Raw genomic sequence first — 23,051 nt, 5'->3', positions numbered from 1 at the left:
GCGTCAGCCAGGCGCCAAAGGCTGTGGAACAATGAGACGGGGAGACCGGCCAAGGGGCACTGGAATTAAATGTCCGCAGCGGGAGAGATGTATCTCGCCCAAATGGTTTGGCAACAAGGCTTTCGCCAAGTCGACGGCGGCGCGCTCGGGTAGGGGATCTCTTCCCCTTCGGTGTTGCGGGTATCGTCCATGAAATGTTAAACGGCGACCATGCTTGATGGAACACGTCGGAGTTGAAGTTGGGGCTGCGCATAGAAGGCAACGTGGTCATCGTCGACCATGATATTACAGAGCACCTCGCCACCACAGCGGAGGGAAACCCAACAAGAGATGATCTCGATGATTTCACTGTTTTCAGTGTTTTTCAGCGCAAGCGCACATCCGCAAAGCAGGCGAGACAGCGTGAGACGCGCGTCCTTGGTGACAACTGCCCTCTGATCTATGCACTGAAGCAGCGCGACGGACTGAGCGTGGGCTTATCCAGCATTAAATTGCTCAACGCGCATATTCCCACAATTCTGGATGCAGTGGTTGGCCACCTAGAGGGCCAATTCGATTCGATCGTCCCGATGCCATCGTCCTCGCCGTTGGCGTTGATACTCGCTAAGAGACTTTCGCGTTTATCGAAGCGGCCATACTTCAAGGGGGTCTTTCTGAAGGCAACGAATGCGCAAGCATCGGCAGTTGTATCTGCTGCGATCGCTGAGGACCCCCGGGCTTTCGAGCGTCATGAGTGGCGGCCAAACAAAGCCAGCAGTTTCCATCAGTGACGAACACATCGCGTGCCTTGAGTGCTGCGAAGACTTTAAATCCCCAAGTGCTCTCGATAAGGCATTGAACGGCACCGGGTCGATAGCTAATTCGGCCTTGCTCGTCACCCTTGGCCAGCCCAGCCTCGAAAGTCTGTTTTCGGTGCTCAACGGGTCACAAACGCAGCCGATCAATTATAGGCCGAATGACAAGATTTGCATTCGTTCGTCACGTCCGACAACGCCTTACGAAATCCGGCCTTGGTCATCGGCGCTTGACTTGTGGCGTTTGCCGTGGCGGCAAGCTGCTTGAAGCGAGATGCCAGATCCTTTTCTTTCGCGCCACCTTGACCGGTGAACATATCGCTGGCGGCCCGAGCGTCAACGGCATAGCGTTCCATGATCCTATTTGCGGAAGCAGTATCGAAGTTGGTGAGAACATCCTTGGCCGAATTTGTGTTGTCGCGCATGTCCCCCATGAGGCTCTTCAAAGATGCTGCCAAGGCGGGTCCAACCGCACAACCGAGAACCAGGACGACTACGAGAGAATAGGTGGAACAGAATTTGGATCGGTTAGCTTTTGTCATCGATTTCAATCCTTCGATCTACGCACTTGAAGATGAGTACGTTCCCATCTAAGGCGTCCGCCACGGCCTGGCGGCGAAACACTCGCAAGTCGCGGCGGCTTGCCAAGGTTGCCTGCCTGCCATGCCTGGCTTGTTTTCCGGCCGCACGACACAGATGACCGATCCAGCTGACGGCCACCTGAATATATTATCCAGGGGGTGCCCATCGTGACGTCGAACAATCCGCTCTAATCCTGCGGGGTCGATCTCTGCGTGAAGGACGACGCCATCATTGTCACGACTGTGACCATCAGTCGCCCATGATCTGGCCGGCAGCCTTTCCGGTTATGACCATGTTGGTGGCAAAGCGGGATCTCTTTGGAAAGGTGGCGACGGTCAACCAGGCAGGAAAGGTGCTACGGATTTCGCCGACACCTGGCCCGAGCTCGTTGCTGCGGGTTTGGGCATGCCCGACCGTCAATCAGGTGAATGGGCGATCTGGAAAAGCTTTTAAATCGCGAAACTGCGCTCATGCGCAATTTTCCTTCAAATCTCGTTGACGGGTGTATAGGCTTTGAAGCTGCTGGAGGACGGTTATGGGCAAAGTTCTAAAATTTGAACCCGTGTCGAAAGACGTTTTCGCATCCCCGGGACGTAGGCGATTGCCGAAGAGCCCAGATGCGGATTTGTCTTGGCTTCCCAATCCCGGGTCGATCTCACCGGTAGACGTTCAACGGGTTCGTGAGCCCGTGCCTCAACAACAAGGCAAAATGAAATGGCCGGTCATGGCAATAGTGATTGCAATCTGTGCTGCGGTAGCGTTTTTGTTTTTTGTGTTTCACATATCTGGGCAGGTGGCTTATTCGGCTCGTGCAAATCTCCTGCCCGCCTTTCTCGGCCAATAGCTGTCCGGCTTCCTTCTCAGGAACTCGCTGTTTGCGATTTTCATGGTTCCAAGCATCCTTGACTTGGGGTGAAGGCGATGATTTCAGGGACCCGAGAATTTCATATCCTGTGCTGTGTCGAGATTTGAGAGTTTTCGATATTCTGCTAACGTGTGCTCATGAGTGTTATTGATATGGTCCGAGTGATAGCTTGGATCTCGTTGGCGACCATGGGTTTCTTGGCGCTTGCGCCGTTGCGCTGGCGCCCGCGCGCTATTGCCACCGCAAACGTCGACAGTCTTTCGATGTTCGTGCTGTTGTCGATGCTTTTTGCATTTTCTTATCCCGACGACCGGCGCGTGGTTGCAATATTCTGTATTGTCGGCGCCATAGTGTCCGAGATTTTGCTTCTCATCTCACCAAGGCGCGATCCCAGGGTCAACGACGCGCTACTGAAGGCGCTTGGCGGCTTAACCGGTGTTGTGATTGGGGCAGTCATTTTACAAATCATATCGTTCGGCCATCGCTGATCACGGCAAGGGGCTTTCTACGGTCCCATTTTCGCAAGGCGTGATGCCTGTTCGGTCTTTGGTGGCAATGCCTCGCTGCGACAAGGGGAGCTCAAGTCTAACCCGAGCAGGATATCACCGAATCCGACCGCAAGGGATGCAGGTATAACTCCTCTAAACGCCTAACCGCTGACCGTATAGACCGCTAAGGACGGTCCCCCAATACCGGCGAGTGCCGAGCAGGCCGGAATGCCGATCGTTACCTTGTCTTGAAGGGCTGGGTCGCTGAGGGCTAAAAGCCCGGTGAATAGGCGCACGGTGCGACAATCTGGCAGACCGCCCCCAGCCTGCCTGTCGAGAGATCGTGTGCTTCGGCTTGCGTGCGCCTCGAGCGACGTCAGAGGGAAAGCCGACTGCGAGATTCAGCGAACAAAGATAAAACATAAATGTCCACGCCTGCTCTTGAGAAATAGTTAATATATAATATATTAGATCATATAATGAGCTATCTCTATGGAGTCAGCAATGCATATCACCGCAATATCCGAGAAACTCTCGGTCTCATCGCAGCCGAGCATGGAGGACATACGGTCGCTTCGGGGCAAAGGATTCACCACGCTCATCAACAACCGGCCGAATGACGAAGATCCTGCACAGCCCGGAACGCTGGCCGAGCAGCGGGAAGCAAAGCACTGCGACCTTTCCTATGCGTTCATTCCGGTCACGACCAGTACCATCACCGAGGCGGATGTGCGAGCCTTCCAGCGCGCTGTCAATGGATCGGAAGGTCTGGTGTTCGCCCATTGCAAGACCGGCACGCGCTCAGTCAGTCTCTACCTGATCGGAGAGGCGCTCGACGGTCGCATGTCCGCGGATGAGATCGTTGAATTCGGACGAAGCCGCGGCGTCGAAACAGGCGTCGCTGCGGCTTGGCTCAAGCGACATGCAGCGCGCCGTCCACAGGTGAAGGGTTTCTTCGACAAGCGCACCTGGAGCGTTCAGTACGTGGTTTCCGATCCGGCGACCCGAGTGTGCGCCGTCATAGACCCTGTCCTCGATTTCGATGAGAAGTCAGGTGCAACGGCGACCTTCAATGCCGACGCGATCCTCGACTACGTCCGCGACAACGGGCTCACTGTCGAATGGATTCTCGATACCCACCCGCATGCCGACCATTTTTCGGCGGCCCAGTATCTGAAGGAGAGGACGGGCGCGCAGACGGCGATCGGCGAGCACGTTGTGGACGTCCAGAAGCTGTGGAGTGGCATCTACAACTGGCCCGAGCTTGCCACCGACGGCTCGCAATGGGACCGCCTCTTCGCCGATGGGGATGCGCTCAAGGTCGGATCGATCGATGCGAAAGTGCTGTTCTCGCCCGGACATACACTCGCCTCTATCACCTATGTGATTGGCGACGCGGCCTTCGTGCACGACACGCTCTTCATGCCCGATAGCGGCACGGCGCGTGCCGACTTCCCCGGCGGCGACGCACGGGTTTTGTGGAAGTCGATCCAAGAGATCCTCTCGCTCCCGGACGAGACGCGGATTTTCACCGGCCACGACTATCAGCCCGATGGCCGGGCCCCTCGTTGGGAAAGCACGGTGGCCGAGCAGAAGAAGTCCAATCCGCATCTTGCTGGCGTGAGTGACGAAGAGTTCGTGGCGCTGCGGGCGAGGCGGGACAGGACACTGCCAATGCCGAAGCTCATCCTGCATGCCTTGCAGGTAAACATCTGCGGTGGGCGGCTCCCGGAGCCTGAAGCGAACGGCAGGCGCTACCTCAAGTTTCCGCTCGATGCATTGCAGGGAGCGGTATGGGAATGAGCACTGACCTGAACGCGATGATGAAGGCCGGGCTTTCTCCAGCCGAGATCGCCAGTCGGGCCGGAGAGGTCGCCAACCTCTTGAAGACGCTGTCCCATCCCGCACGCCTGATGATCGTCTGTAGCCTGATGGAAGGCGAGTATTCGGTCGGCGAGCTGGAAGGGAAGGTAGACGTCCACCAGCCGCATCTGTCGCAGCATCTGACGGTGCTGCGCGGCTCCGGCATCGTCGAAACGCGTAGGGAGAAAAAACAGATCTTCTATCGCCTGACGGAGGAGAAGGCCGCCCGACTGGTTGCTGCCCTCTATGACATCTTCTGTGTGGAGGAAGAAAAATGAGTGCGCATCTTCCTTCATTGGTTGGGGGCATGCTCATCGGTGCCTCAGCAGTCATGCTACTGCTCCTCAACGGGCGGATCGCCGGGATCAGCGGGATCGTCGGGCGTCTCGTCCAAGGCGTCGGCCTGGCCACCAATCTCCCCTTTGTCATCGGGCTGCTGCTGGGACCGCTCGCCTACCTGATCATATTCGGCGGCTGGCCGATCGTGCAGATCTCCACCGGCTGGCCGCTGATCATCGTCGCCGGACTGCTCGTCGGCTTTGGCTCTCGCATGGGATCGGGCTGCACCAGCGGCCACGGCGTGCTCGGGCTTGCGCGCTTGTCGCCGCGTTCCATGGTGGCGGTCGCCACGTTCCTGACGGCCGGCGTGGCCGCCGTCGCTATTGTGCGAGGTCTCGGATTATGAACCGGGACATCTCGCAATTCGTTGCCGCTCTCGCCTCGGGCATCGTCTTCGGCTTCGGCCTGTCGCTCTCCGGCATGCTGAACCCGGCCCGGGTCCAGGGCTTCCTGGACGTCTTCGGTGTTTGGGACCCGAGTCTCGCCTTCGTCCTCGGCGGCGCCGTCGTCGTTGCCTTCCTCGGCATACGAGTGATGAAGCGGATGCGGCATCCGGTCTTTGACAATACGTTCCATGTGCCGACGAACCGGCGGATCGATGCACCTCTGGTCGCCGGTTCGGCTTTGTTCGGTCTGGGCTGGGGCATCGGTGGCTTCTGTCCGGGACCCGCGGTCGCCGCCCTATCCGTCGGCATCCCGCAGGCGATTCTATTTGTCATCGCCATGCTTTCTGGAATGATCTTGTATGACAAAGTATGGAGCAGAAGCTCATGAGCACCTCCATCCTCGCGGCGGCCGGCTCCGGCGGGATCGTCGGCTTCATGCTCGGTCTGCTTGGCGGCGGCGGGTCCATCCTGGCGACTCCGCTACTCCTTTACGTCGTTGGCGTGGCGCAGCCCCATGTCGCCATTGGCACAGGTGCGCTTGCCGTCTCCATGAACGCGTTTGCGAACTTCGCAAGTCATGCGATCAAGGGTCACGTCTGGTGGCGCTGCGCGGCCGTCTTCTCCACGCTCGGCGTCGTCGGCGCGCTTGGCGGTTCTAGTTTAGGTAAGGCCATGGATGGCGATCGCCTGATCTTTCTTTTCGGTGTTCTGATGGTCGTCGTTGGCATCTTGATGCTGAGGCCGAAGAAGTCGGCTTCGATAGAATGCCGACCGATCGACCTCAGAATGTGCCTCACGACCGCAGCCGTGGCGCTCGCCGCCGGCGCCGCATCCGGCTTCTTCGGAATCGGCGGCGGATTCCTGATCGTTCCCGGTCTGATGCTGGCGACCGGCATGCCGATGATCAATGCGATCGGCACATCTCTCCTCTCTGTCGGTGCGTTCGGATTGGCGACCGCCCTGAACTACGCAAGTTCGGGTCTGGTGGACTGGTGGCTCGCCGCTGAGTTCATCGGCGGCGGCATCGTCGGCGGTGTGCTCGGCATGCTGCTCGCCATACGCCTCAGCGGTTATAAGGACATCCTCAACCGCCTGTTTTCCGCACTCATCTTCATCGTTGCCGGTTACATCCTCTATCGGAACTGGGGAACGTTGATGATTGGCTGATCCGGCACGTTGACTGCGATGAGCCGACTTAGGTCCAATGGTGATGCCGTTCCTCATGCCGGCGGCATGCACTGCTGGGACCTTAGCATCCCCGCGTCTGGACCGCACCATAGATGTAATCGTCAGGCAACCGAGCTCACCGTCTCTCGGGTCGCTGAACCCGATACGGTTCTATCGAAATCATGTTCGAGGTTTCAGCGAAAGTGTCCGGCGCCGGGTGTTCTCGTGCTGCGAAGACTGGCGCAATCACGTGGAGCGCAGAATTCGTACGATCGGAACGGAACCTGCAATTCGGCTTTCCGGGGAAGGCCGACGAAGCGCTTCGCAGCAAGTCCAATACTCCGTCGGCGTTCTCAGCGGCCGGCGCTCTGGCCGCCGTCAACGTGCAGGATCTCGCCCGTGACGAACTCTGCTGACTCCAGGAATACAACGGCGCTGGCCACTTCGCTCGCTTTGCCAATGCGACCAAGCGGATGTAAGGAGCCCAGCATTTCGTGATGTTCCTTAGAATGCATAGGGGTGTCGGTGACGCCCGGCGCGACTGCGTTCACCCGAATGCCCTTCTTGGCATATTCGATCGCCAGTACACGTGTTACGGCGTTCAAACCACCCTTGGTAAGGGCAGCCAGCGCCGTGTGGCCGCCGCTGATGCCGTTGTCGATGCTGCCGGTGATATTCACCACATGGCCGCTCGAATGCTTTTCCATTTCAGCGAGGGTCAGCTTGGTAATGTGGAAGAAGCCGGCCATGTTCACGTTCATGACGGCGTTATAGTCCTCGATATTGTTTTCGGTGAAAGGCTTGCCGATAAAGATCCCAGCGTTGTTCACCAACGTGTCGATCCGGCCAAACTGCGTGACGGCTTCCGAGACGATACGCTGGGCGGTCCCAGGATCGCCGATATCACCCGCGACGGTCAGGATGTTCGGATCTTCCGATGGTTTGATCGTGCGCGAGGTCGCGACAACGCGGTAGCCGAGCTTTCGAAACGCCAAGACGATTTCGGCGCCGATGCCCTGCGAAGCGCCGGTGACGATTGCAACTTTAGTCATGAACTTTGTCCTTCCAGGAATTATTTTGGTCACGGCTTGCGGAAGATGGCCGCGCCAAGGGGCTGCCGACAGAATATTGTTTGTTTCCCCGTTCGCGATAATTGGGCTTAACTCGAAGGCACCTTTCGGAAAATACGAGAGATGGGAGCAGGGGGCTCGCCCGACGAATGCGGGCGCTGTCTATCCCGTCGACGTGATGGCACAGGGCGATTCATTTCTTTTGCCGCGGCAAGAATGGGATGGGATCTGGGAATGCGAATTGCGCAGCATCTGCTGCGGTGAGTGAAACTGGGAATCGTTCCAGGACTATGGGAGCGCAGCGCAAGTCTTCGCCGAACCGAGCACTGATGATATCGTTAGGAGGCTAAGATCGGGCGCGAAGACGAAAGGGTGGCAGTGAGATATGCGGAAGGGTGACTGGGTAGCGGGCCTGTCCCTTAGCGCTCTTATACTTCCAGAAGCGATAGCCTATGCCGGGATCGCGGGCGTCGCTGCCCAGCACGCTATCTACGCCGCCGTCATCGGCTGCGTGGCCTATTCCCTGGTTGGGCGAAGCCGTTTTGCGATCGTAACACCCACGTCTTCATCCGCGGCAATCCTCGCCGCGACACTGGCGGCCGTCCCAGGCGCTGGAGACGACAAGACCGTGCTCATGTCGCTCGTGGTCGCTTTGGTGTCGTTAATCTTTCTCTCGGCCTCACTGCTGAGGCTGGGTAATCTGGCTGTATTCGTTTCACGACCTGTCCTGCGCGGTTTCGCCTTCGGTTTGGCGATCACGATTATTCTGAAACAGGTTCCGGAACTGGTTGGGTATCCGATTGCCGCGCCCGGCGTCCCGCGGTTGGTCACCGGAATCGTCCACGCGCTTCCACGCTGGCATGTTCCAAGTGTGATTATCGGATTGCTGGCGCTTGGCGCTCTCATGGTGTTCCGACGCTTTCCCGCGCTGCCCGGCTCGCTTCTGGTTCTCGCAATCGGTATCGCCACGTCCTGGGCCTTGAATTTACCAGGCCGAGGCGTCGCGGTCGTTGGTGTGATCGACTTTGTGCCGCGCTGGCCCCAAATTGAATTGGCAAGGTGGTCGCAGATTCGGGAGGTATTTCCTTACACGCTTCCTCTGGCACTGATCCTGTTTGCCGAATCCTGGGGAACGATCCGTTCCCTATCCTTGCGACACGGTGAAACCGTCAGCCCGAACCGGGAAGTGGGCGCGATCGGCGTAGCGAACCTAATCAGCGCAGTCGTTCAGGGGATGCCGGTCGGAGCCGGGTTCTCGGCGGGGCAGGCGAGCGAGGCGGCCGGAGCAGAAAGCCGGGCAACGGCAGCAATTGCTGCGGCAGCCCTTGCCTTCCTCGTATTCTTTTTCGCGAGCGAGATCGCATTCCTACCGAAGCCAGTCCTAGCGGCAGTGGTCATTGCTGCTCTTTCCCACGCCGTCGATCCTTCTGCATTGATCCACTTGTGGCGTCTGAAGAGGGACTTGATCATCGCTCTGGCAGCGGCGGTAGGCGTCATCTTCCTGGGCGTCATTGATGGCGTCGTCCTCGCAATTGTCATTTCCATGGCTGCGCTGTTACAACGGCTTGCCTATCCGCATGTTGCCCAACTCGGACGGCTCCGCGGGAGCCATGATTTCGTCGACATCGCTCGACACCCCGATGCGGCGGCGGTTGAGGGTATTGGCATTTGGCGACCCTCGCAGCAGTTGTTCTTCGCCAACGCGGATCCGGTGTTTGCCGCCATCAAGAAAAACATCGAAAAGGATTCCTCGGTTCGCGCGGTGGTCATCAGTCTGGAGGAGAGCATCGATCTGGATAGCACGGCGCTTGAATCGCTTCTCGAATTTGACGGCGCAATCAGTGGTCGAGGAATGAAGGTTCAGTACGCCCGGGTGCATGATCGCGTGCGGGATCTATTCATGTCTACGGGCAGCGATCTTCAGGAGCGGTGCAGCTTCAGCGTCGATGATGCGGTTTCCGCAGTGGTCTAGAGCATCAGCTGCGAGCGGGCACTGAAATGAAAGCAAATTATTGCGCTTCTTCCTGACTATTCACGATTGAACTCGTCCGCCAGGAAGTCGATCAGGGCCCGGACACGGTGGCTGGCCGCGCTGCCGTCGGTAACAGCGTAAAGGTTGGCATTATCCGGAAGAAACCCATCGAGGGCAGGGACGAGAGCGCCCGATGACAGTTCTTCTCGAATATCCCAAACAGGGCTCAGGAAGACGCCATATCCCTTGAGCGCCCATCTTTTCAGGATCGAGCCATCGTTCGTCACGCGGTTTCCGGACACCCTTACCGAGACAGACTTTCCGCCTTCGACAAAATGCCACGTTGAGAAAGTCGTACCGGGCCGGGACACCATGAGGCAGATGTGGGCTCCGAGATCCTCGGGATGTAATGGCATGCCTCGTGCCTGCCAATACGAAGGCGCTGCAGAGATCACTCGCTGGCCGCGCAGGATAAGGCGTGCCTTGAGGGATGAATCTCTTAGAGGTCCGTTCCGTATTGCAAGATCGATATTGTGCTCGACAAGGTCCATGACGGTATCGGAAATATGCAGATCGATGGAAATGCCGGAGTGTAGTTCCATGAAACGGTCTATCGCCGGAACGACCTTGCTTCTTCCGAAGTCGACTGTAGACGTCATCTTGATCGTGCCTCGCAGCGGCCCATCCTTGACCCCGCCAACGGAAGCATCCCAATCCGCGAGCAACTTTCGGGCGTCGGACAAAAACTGAAGTCCTTCATGGGTAAACGAGAGACGACGCGTTGACCGTCTGATCAACGTCGTTCCCGCTTGATTTTCCAACTGCTGGAGGGCGGCGGTGGCTGTCGATGTCGCAACGGCGTGCTGTCGCGCGGCTGCCGAAAGGCTCCCCACCTCGGCGATGCCAACAAACAATCGAAGAGCCTCTAACGTGTCCAATTTTCGAAAATCTCGAAGAGTGCGCCGAGATCATATAGAACTATCCCTGGGATCGAAACGATCAATCGAGCGACCACAGCGCTTAAAATCTTTCATCTCTAACAGAGAACCGACGCCAGTCTTAGCGGATCAGGCTGCGATCCGCTGCATCGACCCGCTGTAGACAATCCGGTCGATCACCGCTCGCCGGACGGCGCCAACCGGACAGTTTTTGAAGTTTCGGCCGCCGATCGTAGACCATGTGATATGTCTTAGACAGTCGTAGACGTAGCGGCCCGAAACGGCGTTGGCGACGAGGATGTTGCGGCTGAGCTTGCGATAGATCGGCGCATGATGCCGCTCCACGGACAAGCCATCCCGTTACCGGAAACTTTGCGTCTGACAAGGCGGAATCGGGGTCGAATGACGAGGGTGAGCAGATTCTAGTAGTGAGAGACGCTGTAATCTCCAAAGCGAAACCATTGAAATCATTGTCATGTCGCACTTGAAGATAGAATTTATAATTAGCCGGCTAATGTCACAGCTATTTAAAGATGAGACAAAGTAAGCAATTTAGAAACGCGACGCCATACTATCCAATGTTACTGAATATGCAAGATTCTATAGTTATGGATACGCAAGCGCGAGCCGCCGTCCGGGTGGAGCTGGTCAGGGTTGCGCAGCCCGGTCGGCGGCGGATGGCTCGGGCGCAATCATATACTTTAGCTTTCTCAACCGGATCGCTCACATCACTCGGCGACACGCCAGCTCACCAACGCTTGCCGCCGTCGGGCGATGACGGCAGGATCCTTCGTAAAATCCGTCTTTCGTCCAGGCTTGGTGCCGCGTTTCTGATAACCGTTGCTCACGCTGCCATCGGGAATGCCGAACATGTGATCCGTCTGTCCGCCTCGACGCGGGCCACTTTTGCTGCGCTGCTGCTGACGCCCAGCCTGCAGCTCAGCGACGATCGAAAGCATGTCGTCCAGCCGCTTGTTCTCGACCACCTCGGATCGGTGTACTGACCGTAACGTATCAAACGTCCTGTAGGGCAGGGAGGCTTCTCCGTCTGTGATCTCAAGTCGTCCGTCAGGATAATCGCAAACGACAACCTTCTTGCCCGTCAGCGCCGTTGCGCGCTCTGTCGGATCGAGGATGAACATCACCTTGTCATAGCGCAGCGTCAAGGAATGCGACAGCTTGCGAACCTCCTTGCGGCACATGGCACCATCCAGGTTCTCGTGATCGGCCAGCGGTCGATGCATGTCCTTCGGATTGCGTGGAGGCTTGCCAAAACGCGCGTTGAAATCCGCCATGAACTCCGGCGCATAGGCGTTGGCCGCCTCGATCGTATCGATACCGCGAAGCCGCAGTTCCTTCACCAGCCGATCCTGCAGCGTCTGATTGGCCCTTTCTACGCGGCCTTTGGCCTGCGGGGTGTTGGCGCAGATAATGTCGATGTTGAGCTCATACAGTGCCCGACCGAATTGCGTCAGACCGCTCGTCCGGTCCGTCATCGAGGCATGCGTGCTGCGGAAGATGCCATGCTTGTCGCTGTAGAACGCGATCGGCTTGCCCCATTGCTGCAAATAAGCCTTCGTCGCGTGCAGATAGTCGAAGGTGTTCTCTGAAGTCGCAAAGCGCAGATGCAACAGCTTGCCGGTGGCATCGTCGATATAAACGAGCAGGGCGCATTTGCGGCCACGGTTCTCGAACCACCAATGAAGCGAGCCGTCGATCTGAACGAGTTCGCCGAAACAATCGCGCCGGCCGCGCGGCTGGAAAACCCGCTTCTTACGTTCGCGTCGCGACACCCAGATGCCGGCTTCCATCATCCACTGGCGCAGTGTCTCCTTGCTGACGGCAATCCGGTGGCGTTCGATCAGCTTCTCGGCCGCCAGCGTTGGGCCAAAATCCGCGTAATGCTCACGCACAAGGTCGAGAGCCAGATTGCGGAAGTCCTCACTGTGGCGCCGGTTGCTCGGACGGCCGCGCTTCTTCGAAACGAGACCGTCAGCGCCATTCTCGTCATAGGCTTGCAGCAGCCGATGGACCTGGCTGCGACTGAGCCCAAGCAGCGCAGCCGCCCGTGTGACCGTCAGGCTGCCTTGGCGAACCCGCTGAATTTGTTCAAGACGATGCAATTCCTTTTGAGACATGACAATCAAACAAGACATGACGACTCCGAACAAAGATGACCTCGGCCACGATGCACGTCGCTAATCTTGCTTCCCAATGCTGACGCTCGACCAGCATCCCAAGAGGCGACGACTGTCGCATCTCTAACTGGCCTATGTGTCGCATCTCTAAAATGCCATTACAGCTAAAGATCAGATAATAGGAATTATGGAACGATCAGGCGAGGATAAGGAACGCGGTCTCCAGGCTGCTGAGTTAGACCCTATTGGCCGGAGCTGATGGCTCCGGCCAGTGCCTTTGCAACATAGCAAACCGTTCGTCAGGAACATCTCGCCGCTCAATCGTAGAGAGCGTATACGCGGACATTTCAGGGTGCGTTCAGTTTGTTCCAGTATTTGACCGCCTTCCGTCGGACACAAGCGCCGAAGATGTGTGCGCTCAAAGGGTTTCAAGTTGAATATCGAATATCGCCGCCGATCGATTTCTGACGCATCGCGGCCAGACATGCCCTACCGGGCAGATATCGACGGTCTAAGAGCAATCGCCATTCTGCCCGTCGTCTTCTACCATGCCGGAGTTTCGGGCTTTGGCGGCGGGTTCGTCGGCGTCGACGTCTTCTTCGTGATCTCCGGCTTCCTGATGGCAGGCCTGGTCGGGGGAGAACTCGAACGCAACGAATTCAGCCTGATACGCTTTTACGAGCGTCGCATCCGGCGGATTTTCCCGGCGCTGTTCGCTGTCATGATTGCATGTGCGGTCGCTGCCTGGCTGCTGCTGATGCCGGTCGAGATGGAGTATTTCGCGCGCAGCCTGAAGGCGGCGGCAATGTTCGGTTCGAACTTCCAGTTCAAAAGGAAACCGGATATTTCGACATCGCGGCGCAGACGAAGCCTCTGCTGCATACCTGGTCACTCGCCGTCGAAGAGCAGTTCTATATCCTCTTCCCGCTGCTTCTTATCGCAATCCATCGGTTCGCGCCCCGGCGGCTGACCGCTGTTTTAGTGATCTTGTTCGTGGCCTCGCTGGTGGCCAGCGCCTGGATGGTCGAGCGCTCCCAGAGTGCCGCCTTCTATCTGCTTCCGTTCCGGGCGTGGGAATTGCTGCTGGGATCGCTGGTCGCACTCAATCCACTGCCGCAGAGGATTGCCGACCTGCCGAAAGAAGCCCTGGTGGCCCTTGGCCTGGCGCTGATCGCCGTTGCGGTCTTCGGGTTCGATGACCGCATGGCTTTTCCCGGCATCGCGGCGCTGTTGCCCTGCCTTGGAGCGGCGCTCGCTATCCAGTTCGGGAATGGCAGCCGGGTGACTGCGAAACTGCTGCGCTTTCCGCCGCTGGTGTCAGTGGGCCTGATCTCCTATTCCCTCTATCTCTGGCATTGGCCGCTGATCGTCTTCACAAGAATGCTGAGCGGTTATTCGCTGGGCCTTGTGACGACCCTCCTCGTCGTCCTTGGCTCGATTGCGACCCTATCCTGGGCCTTCATCGAACGCCCGTTCCGGGGAAATCGAAGCCATATCGGACGGAAGTCCGTCTTTGGCGGCGCGATCGTGGTTGCCGTTGGAGCAGTTATTCTCGGCAATACCGTCGTCCATATGAAGGGTATTCCCGGCCGCCTGCCTGACAGCGTTCAGAAGATATACGCGGCGACGTACGATGCAGGGCCATATGGCGTCTCGCCCTGCTTTATCGATGACAATGGCGGTCCATCGATTTCCGATATTCGTGCAGGCAAGCTTTGCAATGTCGGCGCTCAGTCATCGCAAGACCCGGCTTTCGTCGTCTGGGGCGACTCGCATTCCGGCGCAATGGCCCCGGCGATCGGCGTTGCCGCTCGCGCTGCCGGCGTTTCCGGACTGTTTGCCGGGCATGCGTCGTGTCCGCCGCTTCCGGGCGTCCCGCTTTCAGCGCGTGGTGATACCGAGCGATGCGGCGCGTTCAACGACGCGGTCAAGGACCTGATCCTATCCCGGCACATTCCGCTGGTTTTCCTGGCCGCCTACTGGCCGAAATACATCCACGACGCCGAGCTGCCAAACGAAGGCGTCTATTTCGATCCCTCCGTTCCGCCGCCAGTGGCAGACAAGTCGGCCCCGATCAAGGCGGCTTTGTCGCGGTTGCTGGATGACCTGAAGAAGGCCGGAACCCGCGTCATTCTCGTTCACGATGTTCCGGAAATGGGCCACTACATTCCAGAAGCCGCGGCCAAGGCGGCCATGGAAGGAACGTCAACCGATCTCGCGCCGCCCTGGGACTATTTAAACAAGAGGCAGGCGCTTTCCCGGGAAGTCCTGACTCAACTCGCGCAAACCTATAATGCGGAGATCGTCGATCCGCTGCCTGCCTTCTGTGCCAACCAGCATTGCGATGCGCTTCTCGGCATGATGGCACATCTGAGTGTGTCTGGCCCACCCTTTCGGACTTGGCCGACAAGCTGAATGTCGCAAACGGCAGCTGAGGCGTGGTAGTTCAGCGACGATGGCTCATGCGTTGTCAGGGTGAAGGCGAGTAGGCCCAAGGTCTGATCTTGAAACGCGCGAGCAGGGGCCCTGGCCGCTGCACCGGAGAAGCTCACATTCGAGCAGCGGTCACTTCGCCCTTTAGTGCTCAACAGGGAAAATGACAGACTTGACGCTTCCTCCCAATGCTATCTTGAAGGCGCATGTTGCCTCTCGTGATCTACTATCGCTCTATTATGAGAGGCAGAACCGTCTGCTTGCCGTTGAGCATCGGCACGGGAGAGTTCGATCCCCGGCCTGTTCTACGAGCTTGCACCCGAGGGGACATTCGGCAGGCCACTTTCTCCCATATGGCCAAAAGCCCGGTCGCTTCTCAGGCGCATGAATACCCATCCTTTGGTCGTCATCCAATCCACGGAGATCACACGACTTCTTGCTGGCCGCACCCCAAGATCTCCAGCCACGGAAATCTCAACCAGCTATCCTGGGAAACCCTACCCTCGCTTCGGATAAAGGACCTGAGTGATGGAGAGGAGACAGACATGGATGATCAGGAACACGATCGCAAAGGCGAGAAGCCTGACACTTCGGAAGAGCGCCTTCAGATCGACCAGCCAATCCAGGAGTCCAGCGCACAGGAAGCGACAAGGCCAAGCGTCAGCGACAAGGAACCGGTGACCCCGATTGATGGCGGTCGACAAGGTTCAACGAAATGAGCCAGCCTGTCGTGCACCGGACCGAGTTGCGCTATCGCAGCTCGGTTGCTATGAATTGCTGCCGATCAACGGCAGGCATTGGAGGCGGCAGTGGCGAACGGAACAGTCAAATTTTTCAATCAGGACAAAGGTTTCGGTTTCATAACGCCTGATGCAGGAGGTCAGGACGTGTTTGTCCATGCGACGGCCATCCAGGGGTCGACGCTTCTCCGCGATGGTCAGAAGGTGTCTTACGATCTCGGTCAGGATCGCAAGACTGGCAAGTCGAAAGCCGAGAACGTCAGAGCGATCTGAACTTCCAGTGCACAGAGTTTGAAAGGGGAATGTTACTAAAGCAGCCGTCACCGATGCAGGCGGATGACGACCGGGGATTGCTGGTGATGGGGAAGCGGAAGAGCCGGCGCGATGCGTGGGCGGCTTTCATGAAAGGCCGCGGGCCACCCTACGAAATCCATCCTGCATCCGGAACCTCGACGCGGCTCGTTTATTGGCAGATCCTACTTCTGTGATTGTCTGCATCATCTGCCCCGCTTTGCGCGGCATTTTTCGGAACCAATCGAGTCGCCGGGCATTCGATCAATAGCTCACCCCCAGGGTGAGTGGAGCCAAGCGCCAACGCACCCACACCGAAAGCGCTTGGCTTCCTACATCCTATGGGAAAAACGATCGCACCATGTGGTTGACGTTACAACGATCGGACATTTTCGGACGGTAGGTGGTGTTCAATGTCGGCAACCGCATGTGCGATCTTGGCTGCTTTCGCGATCTTTCTTTTCCTTCGCTTTCAACTGGATGTGCGGTGGATGATCTACGGGCTCATGGCTTTGGCTGGCGTGGCTGCATGGGCTTTCTGCGAGAGCTTGGAAGAACGCCGGACTGATGACGAAGACTGATGATTGAGTCTATGGCGGCGGCCTTTTTTGCGCCGTCGCGCACCGTCTTTGCGGAACATCTATTCCGCTTCGCGCGACGATCGGGATCGGCGAGGAGTTGCGGTCACAATCGACATTCGTCTCTCCCTGAGGAGGACAGTTCCCTGGACGCCGTCATAGGTGGACAAGCCATCTATTTTGCGCTTTTGGTGATCATTCGATTGTCGGGGCGGCGCACGCTAGGCCAGATGACGCCGTTCGACCTGGTGACTATCCTGGCAATCTCGGAGACAACCCAGCAGGCAATTCTCGGCGACATGACGCTGCGCTCTTTCGCGAAGTCCATCCTCTACCTCGGAACCAATCCCGATACGAGACGCGAAAGCTCCATATATCTTTCGAACTCAGGCCTTGAAGGTATCGACACGCATAGAGCGGACTACATCGCGCTCGATCTCCAGACACATTCTCGAATACTCCTCAAACAGATCCGCTTCGGAAGGATTCAGCCTCATAATCTCTCGGGTTTCGACAGCAAGCTTGTAGGCCTCGAAAAGTTCAAGTTGCCATGGATGATGAGCGATCATGATCCTGTTTCGGATCTGAGGCAGCCGCATGGCGAGGAGCTTTCGTCCTAACTCACTACGATTCAAACCTCGTACTCCCGACGTTGGTTGATGGCCCCAAATCGTAACATCTGTTTTCCCTTGGCGAACTCGGACCAAGGTCGGATCAGCCCCATGCGACTGAAGTCCGGCGGTGTCCCTGCCACGGAACGCGTTTGAGGTTCGATCGTTCTTTGGCAGCGGTCAGAGGAACTGCACCGGGATGCAGACATTCAAAATCATTGGCAGGACGAGGAAATGAACGCATTCGCCAAACTTGCCCTTGCTATTGCCGGTTCAATAAGCGCCGGCATCGCCCTCCTATCAATCGCATCCATCTGCCTGGCGGACCCCGAAGCTCACAGGTTTGACGGGCTTTCCACATCCGATCTTTGGACGACCAAACCAATTCGTGTCGATCGCGCCAAACAAAATTATAAGCGGCTTCCGGCGGTTTACTCGAGCTATGTTACGGACGCCGCCAAGGGCACGAGCCCCATCGAACAGCCCGCGTTGGCTTCCACGAAAGTCCCTTTGGTCAGCGCGGCACTATCAAGTTCACACATGAACTGGTGCACCGAGCGCTATCGTTCCTATGAGCCCGCCAACAACACCTATCGCGCGTTCAGCGGAGAAAAACGAACTTGCGTGTCGCCTTATCTTGCTCAGCAACCGGCGACAGAAGTGAAGGCAGATCAAGCCGAGCCGCCGGCGCAAGATGGAAGTACGATCAATCGCGCCGCCGAAGCTTGGTGCGCTTCGCGCTACCAGTCGTACCGTGCTGACGACAATACATATCAGCCTTATGATGGGCCGCGGCAGCGATGCGCACCGCCTTCCACGATCATTGCCTCGCTGGAGGATAGCCGGTACTGATCAAAAAACCTCTCGTACATGCCGGTGTGGGTCGACCGTGCAGGTGATTTTGGGCCAGCGCCAGGCATTATGGAGAGTTCGTGATCGAAACGGCGCGCCGAGTGAATGAACGCCGCCGGGGCCACAAATGAGCGAAATGCGCCTGGGCTCCACTGCTGGATCGGCGGGACTTAAACGGGATCGCCAGCCCAGTCCTCATCTCCATGGCGTACTCGGATCACCGGGACGTCTCCACTTTCTTCCATCTGGTAAACAATAAGGTGGGCTTTGAAAGGGCGGATGCGAACTGGCGGCGATACCATTTCTCACTCACGCGCCATGCGCGGATTTGCGGCAATGAGATCAAACACCGAAAATAGGTCACCATAAGAACGCTGGCGTGGGCAGATCCGAACACGTGGACCCCTTGTTCAGCGATACCACTCTTGAGCCCGTCATCGAGGAAGCGTTGCATGGTTGCCATCTTATCGTTGCGCTCCTGGTCCTTCCTGATCAGGTCACGCACATAGCCACTCGAATTGGAATATCGCCCGGTTCTCGCTCGCTGCTCGACACAGTCTTCGTTCGATCCGCTGAAGATACGTTCATCGTAGCCGTTCGAGTCTTCCTGTTGCGTCCACGGTAGCTGACTTTGGCAAAGTTTGTCAAAGGCGGAGAACGTGTCGTCGCTGCGACAACCGCGGCAGCTAGGCTTGCAGCGCAGGTTTTGACTTCTGTCGACTGGGCCACCGCGCTTAAGGCCGAATTTGGTGCCACACGCGTTCTCGATCTCGGACCTGGCCATGCACTCGCCGAGATTGCGCGCTCTGCACTTCCCGATGTCCGATGCTACCCCGTCGGCGCTTACTAAGTTCATCGACAGTTCCAAGAAAGCTTAGCCTGGCATGTATCACGGCGCGCGGGTTCATGGCACCAGCACGGCGGCACCGTTGATGCGGCCGTAGCGAAGATCGGAAAGCGCCTCGTTGGCCTCGTCAAGGCGATATGCCGTCGTATGCGTGCGCACGCCAGCCGCCCTTGCAATGGGAAAAAACTCATCGCCGTCGGCACGGGTAAGGTTGGCGACCGACATCAGTTGCCGTTCTCCCCAAAGCACCGCATAGGGCATGGAGGGTATGTCGCTCATGTGGATGCCGCCGCAGACGACCCTGCCTCCCTTGCGCACGGCCTTAAGAGCCGCAGGCACCAGTTTCCCGACTGGCGCAAAGATGATCGCTGCATCAAGCTCGACCGGCGGTGGCTCGTCGGAACTTCCCGCCCATTTCGCGCCAAGGTCGCGAGCGAATGCCTGTGCGTTACTATCGTCAGGGCTTGTGAACGCATAGACGTCCCTTCGCTGCCAGATGCTGATCTGCGCAACGATATGTGCTGCCGCGCCAAACCCGTATAGCCCGATCTTTTTTCCGTCGCCGGCCTTTTTGAGGCATCGCCAGCCGATCAAACCTGCGCATAACAACGGTGCGAGAGAAACGGGATCCGCGTCGGGATCAAGGTCGAAACCGAATGCGGCATCCGCCACCACAACGGACGAAAAGCCTCCGTCTCGGCTGTACCCTGTAAACAGCGGACGGTCGCAGAGGTTCTCCGCGCCGGTTCGACAAAAGAGACAGACGCCACAGGTATGGCCCAGCCAGGGCACGCCCACGCGGCGCCCAAGTCGATCCGGATCGACCCCCTCCCCGACGGCGTCGACGATCCCGACGATCTCGTGACCCGGGACAATCGGCAGTTTCGGATCCGGCAGATCTCCGTCGACGACATGCAGGTCGGTTCGACAGACCGCGCACGCTTCGACTCTCAGCCTGATCTCGCCCAGCGAGGGGATCGGATCCGGCCTCTCGGTCAATCTCAACGGTGCACCGATCGTTTCAAGAATCATTGCTCTCATCGTCTTGCTCCTTGCTGATCGGCAGAGAGGTATACCTTGGCAAATAACCGGCCTCCCGTCGGATCATCCACAGTCCTGGCGCCATAGGAAGCCAGAAGGTGAATCCACGCAAAATGAGGGTGGCCGCCAAGCTTGCTTCGAGGCGTCCACCGAAAAAGACCAGCATCGCGACACAGGTGCCCTCGAAGGACCCGAGCCCGAGCGGTATAGGAGACACGGTTGCGGCGACCGATGCAAACACAAAGCTGATGAATGCGGCCTCAGGGCTTATCATAAGATGGATCGAACGCGCCGCGCACCAGAGCGTTGCGCTGTCGATCAAAAATATAGCCGATTGCAGAGCGATCGTCTCGACGACGAGGCGGTTGCTCTGCAACATGTCCACATGCACCTTCAGCAGCAGATCCACTATTCTTGCGACGGGACGATAATCCCTTGCGAAAGACGGGATAAATCTCCCACGTGAGACCGCAACGGCGAGCACGACGCCCGCCGACGTCAAGACGACAGTCACGAAGGCGATCAAAAGCGCCGCCCAAGCATTGCTGAAACGGTTCATGTGCCACAACAGCATGAAAGCGGACAATGCCACGAACAGGTAGGCGACGTAGTAGGAAAGGGTCGCGGCAATTAAAGCGGTCGCTCCGATCGAGGCTGGGACGCCTCGGCGATTGAGCCCCCTTACGACGATGAGGTTCCCGCTCATGCCGCCAGAGGGCACCGCCTGGTTGGCAAACAGCTCCACCAGGGCCAGTCCAAAGAGATCCCGTATCGGAATGACGATGCCAGCGCCAGCCAACACCTGCCTCCATAGAGCCGCGGTGCAGAAATAGGTCGCCGCCTGGACGGCGAAGGCCACCGCGAGCCATGCGGGATCCGCGGTGGCAAGGATGTCGGCAAAGAAACGCAAGTCGGCGAAATTCAAAATGAATATGCAAAGCCCCGCCAGTGCGACGATCGCAAGGCCCCAGCGCCAGAACAGCGCAACCATGCCGACCTTTGGCCGGCCTTCCGCTGTGGGTGCGTGTATATCGTGTGGCTTGCGTGCCCCCAATGGCGTCAGATGGTCTGCGGTTTCAGGTCGAAGGACGTCGCGCATGGCAATATCATTCCGTCTCTGCAGCATTTGCAACGTGATTGCGATCGGCCTCGTCCAACAGTGACGCGAAAACGATCCGTATGGAGCAGTTTCTTCCACCTCTCTTCTCTAGCGACATTGACGCTGGTCAATGTCCGCTGACCAAACCCGTGCTTGATGATCCGATATAGGAGGAAGCTGATGATCGATCAGGAAGATGAAATAGCCCGGCGGGAGCGTGACACCACGAAGCTGTTTCCGCGATCCCCCGATCGCAGCACCATGAAAGCCTATCTCGTCGGTGGTGGTATCGCCTCCCTTGCCGCCGCCGCCTTTCTTATCCGCGACGGTCACCTTCATGGCCACAATATCACGATCTTCGAGGAGCTCGACCGATTAGGAGGAAGCCTTGATGCCTCCGGCTCAGCCGACAAAGGATATATTTTGCGCGGCGGCCGGATGTTTGAGGAGCACTATCGATGCACCTTCGACCTGTTCTCCTCCATACCAACGCTCGACGGATCGCAGACAGTCAGCCAGGAGATCCTTCAGTGGAACGAGGTCGTCAGGACGGCATCAAAGGCTCGCCTGGTTCGTAATGGCCAGGCGATCGATCGGCCTCCGTTCGGCCTTGCGGAGCGGCACATCCTGGCGCTTGAGCGTCTCGCCATCGAACCGGAAACGTTGCTGGCAGCAACCTGCATTCAGGATCATTTCGAGGCCTCGTTTTTCGAGACGAACTTCTGGCTCATGTGGTGTACGACGTTTGCTTTCCAGCCGTGGCATTCCGCTGTCGAGTTCAAGCGCTATCTGCTGCGCTTCGTCCACATGATCGACGGTTTCAACGAGCTCAAGGGCATCATGCGGACCGTCTTCAATCAGCAGGATTCACTCGTGCGACCCCTCAAGGCATGGCTGGACGAGCATGGCGTCCGCTGCGTTCTCGATGCGACCGTCAAGAGATCGATGTCCGGCCCGGTCCGTCGCAGTCGGTAGAGCGAATCGTATATGAGCAAAACGGTGCTATCGTTGAGCAGATCGTCGATCCCGCAGATCTTGTCTTCGTCACGTTGGGGTCGATGACGGAAGCATCGGCTGTCGGAACCCCCGAACATCCCGCTCTTCTTCTCGACAAATACGATGGCGGCGCCTGGAAGCTATGGGAATCGTTGGCTGAAGGTCGTCCCGAACTCGGGCGCCCATCCGCCTTTTGCGGTCAAGTCTCCCGTTCCAAATGGGTTTCGTTCACCGGTACATGCCATCGCCCTGACTTCTTCGAACTCATCCGGGATCTCACCGGAAACGTCCCAGGCGAAGGCGGACTCGTGACATTTGCAGACTCGGCTTGGTTGATGTCGATCGTCCTGCCTCACCAACCTCATTTCATCGATCAGCCAAAAGACGTTGATGTCTTTTGGGGCTACGGTCTTTCGGTCGAACGCACCGGCGACTTCGTATCCAAGCCGATGGAGCAGTGCGGCGGCGACGAGATCCTGCAGGAATTGCTGGGCCACCTAGGAGCCGGACATCTCGACGATAAGCGGCTTGGCAAAATTACCGTCATTCCCGGCATGATGCCGTTCATCACAAGCCAGTTTCTCTGCCGAGAGAAAGGCGACCGGCCGGATGTCGTGCCGGACGGATGGCAGAACCTCGGGCTTCTCGGTCAATTCGTCGAGCTGCCGGATGATGTCGTCTTCACTGTGGAATATTCCGTTCGATCCGCGCAGGCGGCGGTCGCCCGACTTCTCCGTCTTCGGAGCGAGCCGCCCCCCCGTGTTCAAGGGTCAGCTCCAACCAAGCACGCTGTTTAGAGCTTTCAGGGCCTTGCACGATCTTGGGCACTGAGGCCGTAGCCCGATATTGTTGCGCCCATCTTTGCCTACCCCGGCTGCTTCCTTGTCCAGGGCGGCGGAAACCCTGACGACGCCGCGCACGTGCTTGCGATAAGCCTGTGGGCAATCCGGAGTGCAAGTCG

General features: G+C 57.9%; 23 protein-coding genes and 3 pseudogenes. 16 read left to right on the top strand and 10 right to left on the bottom strand.

Annotated features, from left to right (window positions below):
- Window positions 1-239 precede the first annotated feature (239 nt).
- A complete protein-coding gene (locus tag EV561_RS29110) occupies window positions 240-770 on the top strand; it encodes a hypothetical protein (protein ID WP_132527050.1) in 531 nt (176 codons plus the stop codon).
- Window positions 771-940: 170 nt separating this feature from the next.
- Here EV561_RS29110 and EV561_RS29105 read toward each other — a convergent pair whose 3' ends face one another.
- Window positions 941-1,228: a cytochrome c gene (locus tag EV561_RS29105; protein ID WP_165927951.1), complete on the bottom strand. Its 288-nt coding sequence runs from the start codon at window positions 1,226-1,228 to the stop codon at window positions 941-943.
- Window positions 1,229-2,378: 1,150 nt separating this feature from the next.
- On the opposite strand from EV561_RS29105, the gene EV561_RS29100 reads away from it, so the two are divergent.
- The 6 genes from EV561_RS29100 (at window position 2,379) to EV561_RS29075 (ending at window position 6,484) form a co-directional block, all read left to right on the top strand.
- The gene (locus tag EV561_RS29100) at window positions 2,379-2,729 is read left to right on the top strand and encodes a VanZ family protein (protein ID WP_132527046.1); all 351 of its coding nucleotides are present in this window, start codon (window positions 2,379-2,381) and stop codon (window positions 2,727-2,729) included.
- 504 nt (window positions 2,730-3,233) lie between these two features.
- Window positions 3,234-4,532 carry a bifunctional sulfur transferase/dioxygenase Blh gene (gene blh, locus EV561_RS29095; protein WP_132527044.1) on the top strand — a complete coding sequence of 433 codons (1,299 nt, stop codon included), beginning with the start codon at window positions 3,234-3,236 and terminating at the stop codon, window positions 4,530-4,532.
- Entirely contained in the window at window positions 4,523-4,870 is a 348-nt protein-coding gene (gene bigR, locus EV561_RS29090; RefSeq protein ID WP_132527042.1) for a sulfite-sensing transcriptional repressor BigR, read from the top strand. The genes blh and bigR overlap by 10 nt, the downstream gene beginning before the upstream one ends.
- Window positions 4,867-5,277: a YeeE/YedE family protein gene (locus EV561_RS29085; protein WP_132527040.1), complete on the top strand. Its 411-nt coding sequence runs from the start codon at window positions 4,867-4,869 to the stop codon at window positions 5,275-5,277. The genes bigR and EV561_RS29085 overlap by 4 nt, the downstream gene beginning before the upstream one ends.
- A complete protein-coding gene (locus EV561_RS29080) occupies window positions 5,274-5,705 on the top strand; it encodes a YeeE/YedE family protein (RefSeq protein ID WP_132527038.1) in 432 nt (143 codons plus the stop codon). Before EV561_RS29085 ends, EV561_RS29080 begins: the two co-directional genes overlap by 4 nt.
- A complete protein-coding gene (locus tag EV561_RS29075) occupies window positions 5,702-6,484 on the top strand; it encodes a sulfite exporter TauE/SafE family protein (RefSeq protein ID WP_245513037.1) in 783 nt (260 codons plus the stop codon). The genes EV561_RS29080 and EV561_RS29075 overlap by 4 nt, the downstream gene beginning before the upstream one ends.
- 353 nt (window positions 6,485-6,837) lie before the next feature.
- Here EV561_RS29075 and EV561_RS29070 read toward each other — a convergent pair whose 3' ends face one another.
- The gene (locus EV561_RS29070) at window positions 6,838-7,536 is read right to left on the bottom strand and encodes an SDR family oxidoreductase (protein ID WP_132527034.1); all 699 of its coding nucleotides are present in this window, start codon (window positions 7,534-7,536) and stop codon (window positions 6,838-6,840) included.
- Between the two features lie 403 nt (window positions 7,537-7,939).
- On the opposite strand from EV561_RS29070, the gene EV561_RS29065 reads away from it, so the two are divergent.
- Window positions 7,940-9,526 carry a SulP family inorganic anion transporter gene (locus EV561_RS29065; protein WP_132527032.1) on the top strand — a complete coding sequence of 529 codons (1,587 nt, stop codon included), beginning with the start codon at window positions 7,940-7,942 and terminating at the stop codon, window positions 9,524-9,526.
- A 56-nt stretch (window positions 9,527-9,582) separates the two neighbouring features.
- On the opposite strand, the gene EV561_RS29060 is transcribed toward EV561_RS29065, so the two are convergent.
- From EV561_RS29060 to EV561_RS29050, 4 genes and pseudogenes are all read right to left on the bottom strand, one after another.
- Complete coding sequence (locus EV561_RS29060) at window positions 9,583-10,269, bottom strand: substrate binding domain-containing protein (protein WP_245513051.1); 687 nt, start codon at window positions 10,267-10,269, stop codon at window positions 9,583-9,585.
- A gap of 21 nt (window positions 10,270-10,290) precedes the next feature.
- Window positions 10,291-10,464 (bottom strand): annotated as a pseudogene (locus EV561_RS38490) (LysR family transcriptional regulator); the annotation flags it as partial.
- A gap of 129 nt (window positions 10,465-10,593) precedes the next feature.
- A complete protein-coding gene (locus EV561_RS29055; RefSeq protein ID WP_132527028.1) occupies window positions 10,594-10,809 on the bottom strand; it encodes a hypothetical protein in 216 nt (71 codons plus the stop codon).
- Between the two features lie 383 nt (window positions 10,810-11,192).
- On the bottom strand, window positions 11,193-12,620 hold the full coding sequence (locus EV561_RS29050; RefSeq protein ID WP_132527026.1) for an ISNCY family transposase: 1,428 nt from the start codon (window positions 12,618-12,620) through the stop codon (window positions 11,193-11,195).
- A 415-nt stretch (window positions 12,621-13,035) separates the two neighbouring features.
- On the opposite strand from EV561_RS29050, the gene EV561_RS38485 reads away from it, so the two are divergent.
- From EV561_RS38485 to EV561_RS29030, 6 genes are all read left to right on the top strand, one after another.
- On the top strand, window positions 13,036-13,572 hold the full coding sequence (locus EV561_RS38485) for an acyltransferase (protein ID WP_281026226.1): 537 nt from the start codon (window positions 13,036-13,038) through the stop codon (window positions 13,570-13,572).
- On the top strand, window positions 13,455-15,017 hold the full coding sequence (locus EV561_RS38480) for an acyltransferase family protein (protein ID WP_281026228.1): 1,563 nt from the start codon (window positions 13,455-13,457) through the stop codon (window positions 15,015-15,017). Before EV561_RS38485 ends, EV561_RS38480 begins: the two co-directional genes overlap by 118 nt.
- Before the next feature lie 563 nt (window positions 15,018-15,580).
- Complete coding sequence (locus EV561_RS37350; RefSeq protein WP_165927949.1) at window positions 15,581-15,754, top strand: hypothetical protein; 174 nt, start codon at window positions 15,581-15,583, stop codon at window positions 15,752-15,754.
- Window positions 15,755-15,844: 90 nt separating this feature from the next.
- Window positions 15,845-16,048: a cold-shock protein gene (locus EV561_RS29040; RefSeq protein WP_132527024.1), complete on the top strand. Its 204-nt coding sequence runs from the start codon at window positions 15,845-15,847 to the stop codon at window positions 16,046-16,048.
- A gap of 742 nt (window positions 16,049-16,790) precedes the next feature.
- On the top strand, window positions 16,791-17,264 hold the full coding sequence (locus EV561_RS37345) for a hypothetical protein (protein ID WP_245513047.1): 474 nt from the start codon (window positions 16,791-16,793) through the stop codon (window positions 17,262-17,264).
- A 225-nt stretch (window positions 17,265-17,489) separates the two neighbouring features.
- Window positions 17,490-18,107, top strand: a complete 618-nt coding sequence (locus EV561_RS29030; RefSeq protein WP_132527022.1) for a BA14K family protein — start codon at window positions 17,490-17,492, stop codon at window positions 18,105-18,107.
- A gap of 170 nt (window positions 18,108-18,277) precedes the next feature.
- Here the strand turns inward: EV561_RS29030 and EV561_RS29025 are convergent.
- The 4 genes and pseudogenes from EV561_RS29025 to EV561_RS29015 form a co-directional block, all read right to left on the bottom strand.
- Window positions 18,278-18,525 (bottom strand): annotated as a pseudogene (locus EV561_RS29025) (type II toxin-antitoxin system RelE/ParE family toxin).
- Window positions 18,523-18,695, bottom strand: a pseudogene (locus tag EV561_RS38045) (type II toxin-antitoxin system ParD family antitoxin); the annotation flags it as partial. The pseudogenes EV561_RS29025 and EV561_RS38045, both read right to left, overlap by 3 nt.
- 316 nt (window positions 18,696-19,011) lie before the next feature.
- On the bottom strand, window positions 19,012-19,995 hold the full coding sequence (locus tag EV561_RS29020; RefSeq protein ID WP_132527020.1) for a zinc-dependent alcohol dehydrogenase family protein: 984 nt from the start codon (window positions 19,993-19,995) through the stop codon (window positions 19,012-19,014).
- Window positions 19,976-21,094, bottom strand: coding sequence for a lysylphosphatidylglycerol synthase transmembrane domain-containing protein (locus EV561_RS29015; RefSeq protein ID WP_245513034.1), 1,119 nt, complete (start codon window positions 21,092-21,094; stop codon window positions 19,976-19,978). Before EV561_RS29015 ends, EV561_RS29020 begins: the two co-directional genes overlap by 20 nt.
- 180 nt (window positions 21,095-21,274) lie before the next feature.
- Here EV561_RS29015 and EV561_RS38590 point away from each other — a divergent pair, with 180 nt between their 5' ends.
- Both EV561_RS38590 and EV561_RS38585 read left to right on the top strand, forming a co-directional pair.
- On the top strand, window positions 21,275-22,069 hold the full coding sequence (locus tag EV561_RS38590) for an oleate hydratase (protein WP_348633764.1): 795 nt from the start codon (window positions 21,275-21,277) through the stop codon (window positions 22,067-22,069).
- Entirely contained in the window at window positions 21,985-22,887 is a 903-nt protein-coding gene (locus EV561_RS38585) for an oleate hydratase (protein WP_348633763.1), read from the top strand. The genes EV561_RS38590 and EV561_RS38585 overlap by 85 nt, the downstream gene beginning before the upstream one ends.
- The last annotated feature ends 164 nt before the right edge of the window (window positions 22,888-23,051 follow it).

The organism is Rhizobium sp. BK376 (assembly GCF_004341625.1).
GTDB lineage: Bacteria > Pseudomonadota > Alphaproteobacteria > Rhizobiales > Rhizobiaceae > Rhizobium.
The sequence above is the reverse complement of the archived record's forward strand: the minus strand, read 5'-3'. Positions and strand labels throughout refer to the sequence as shown.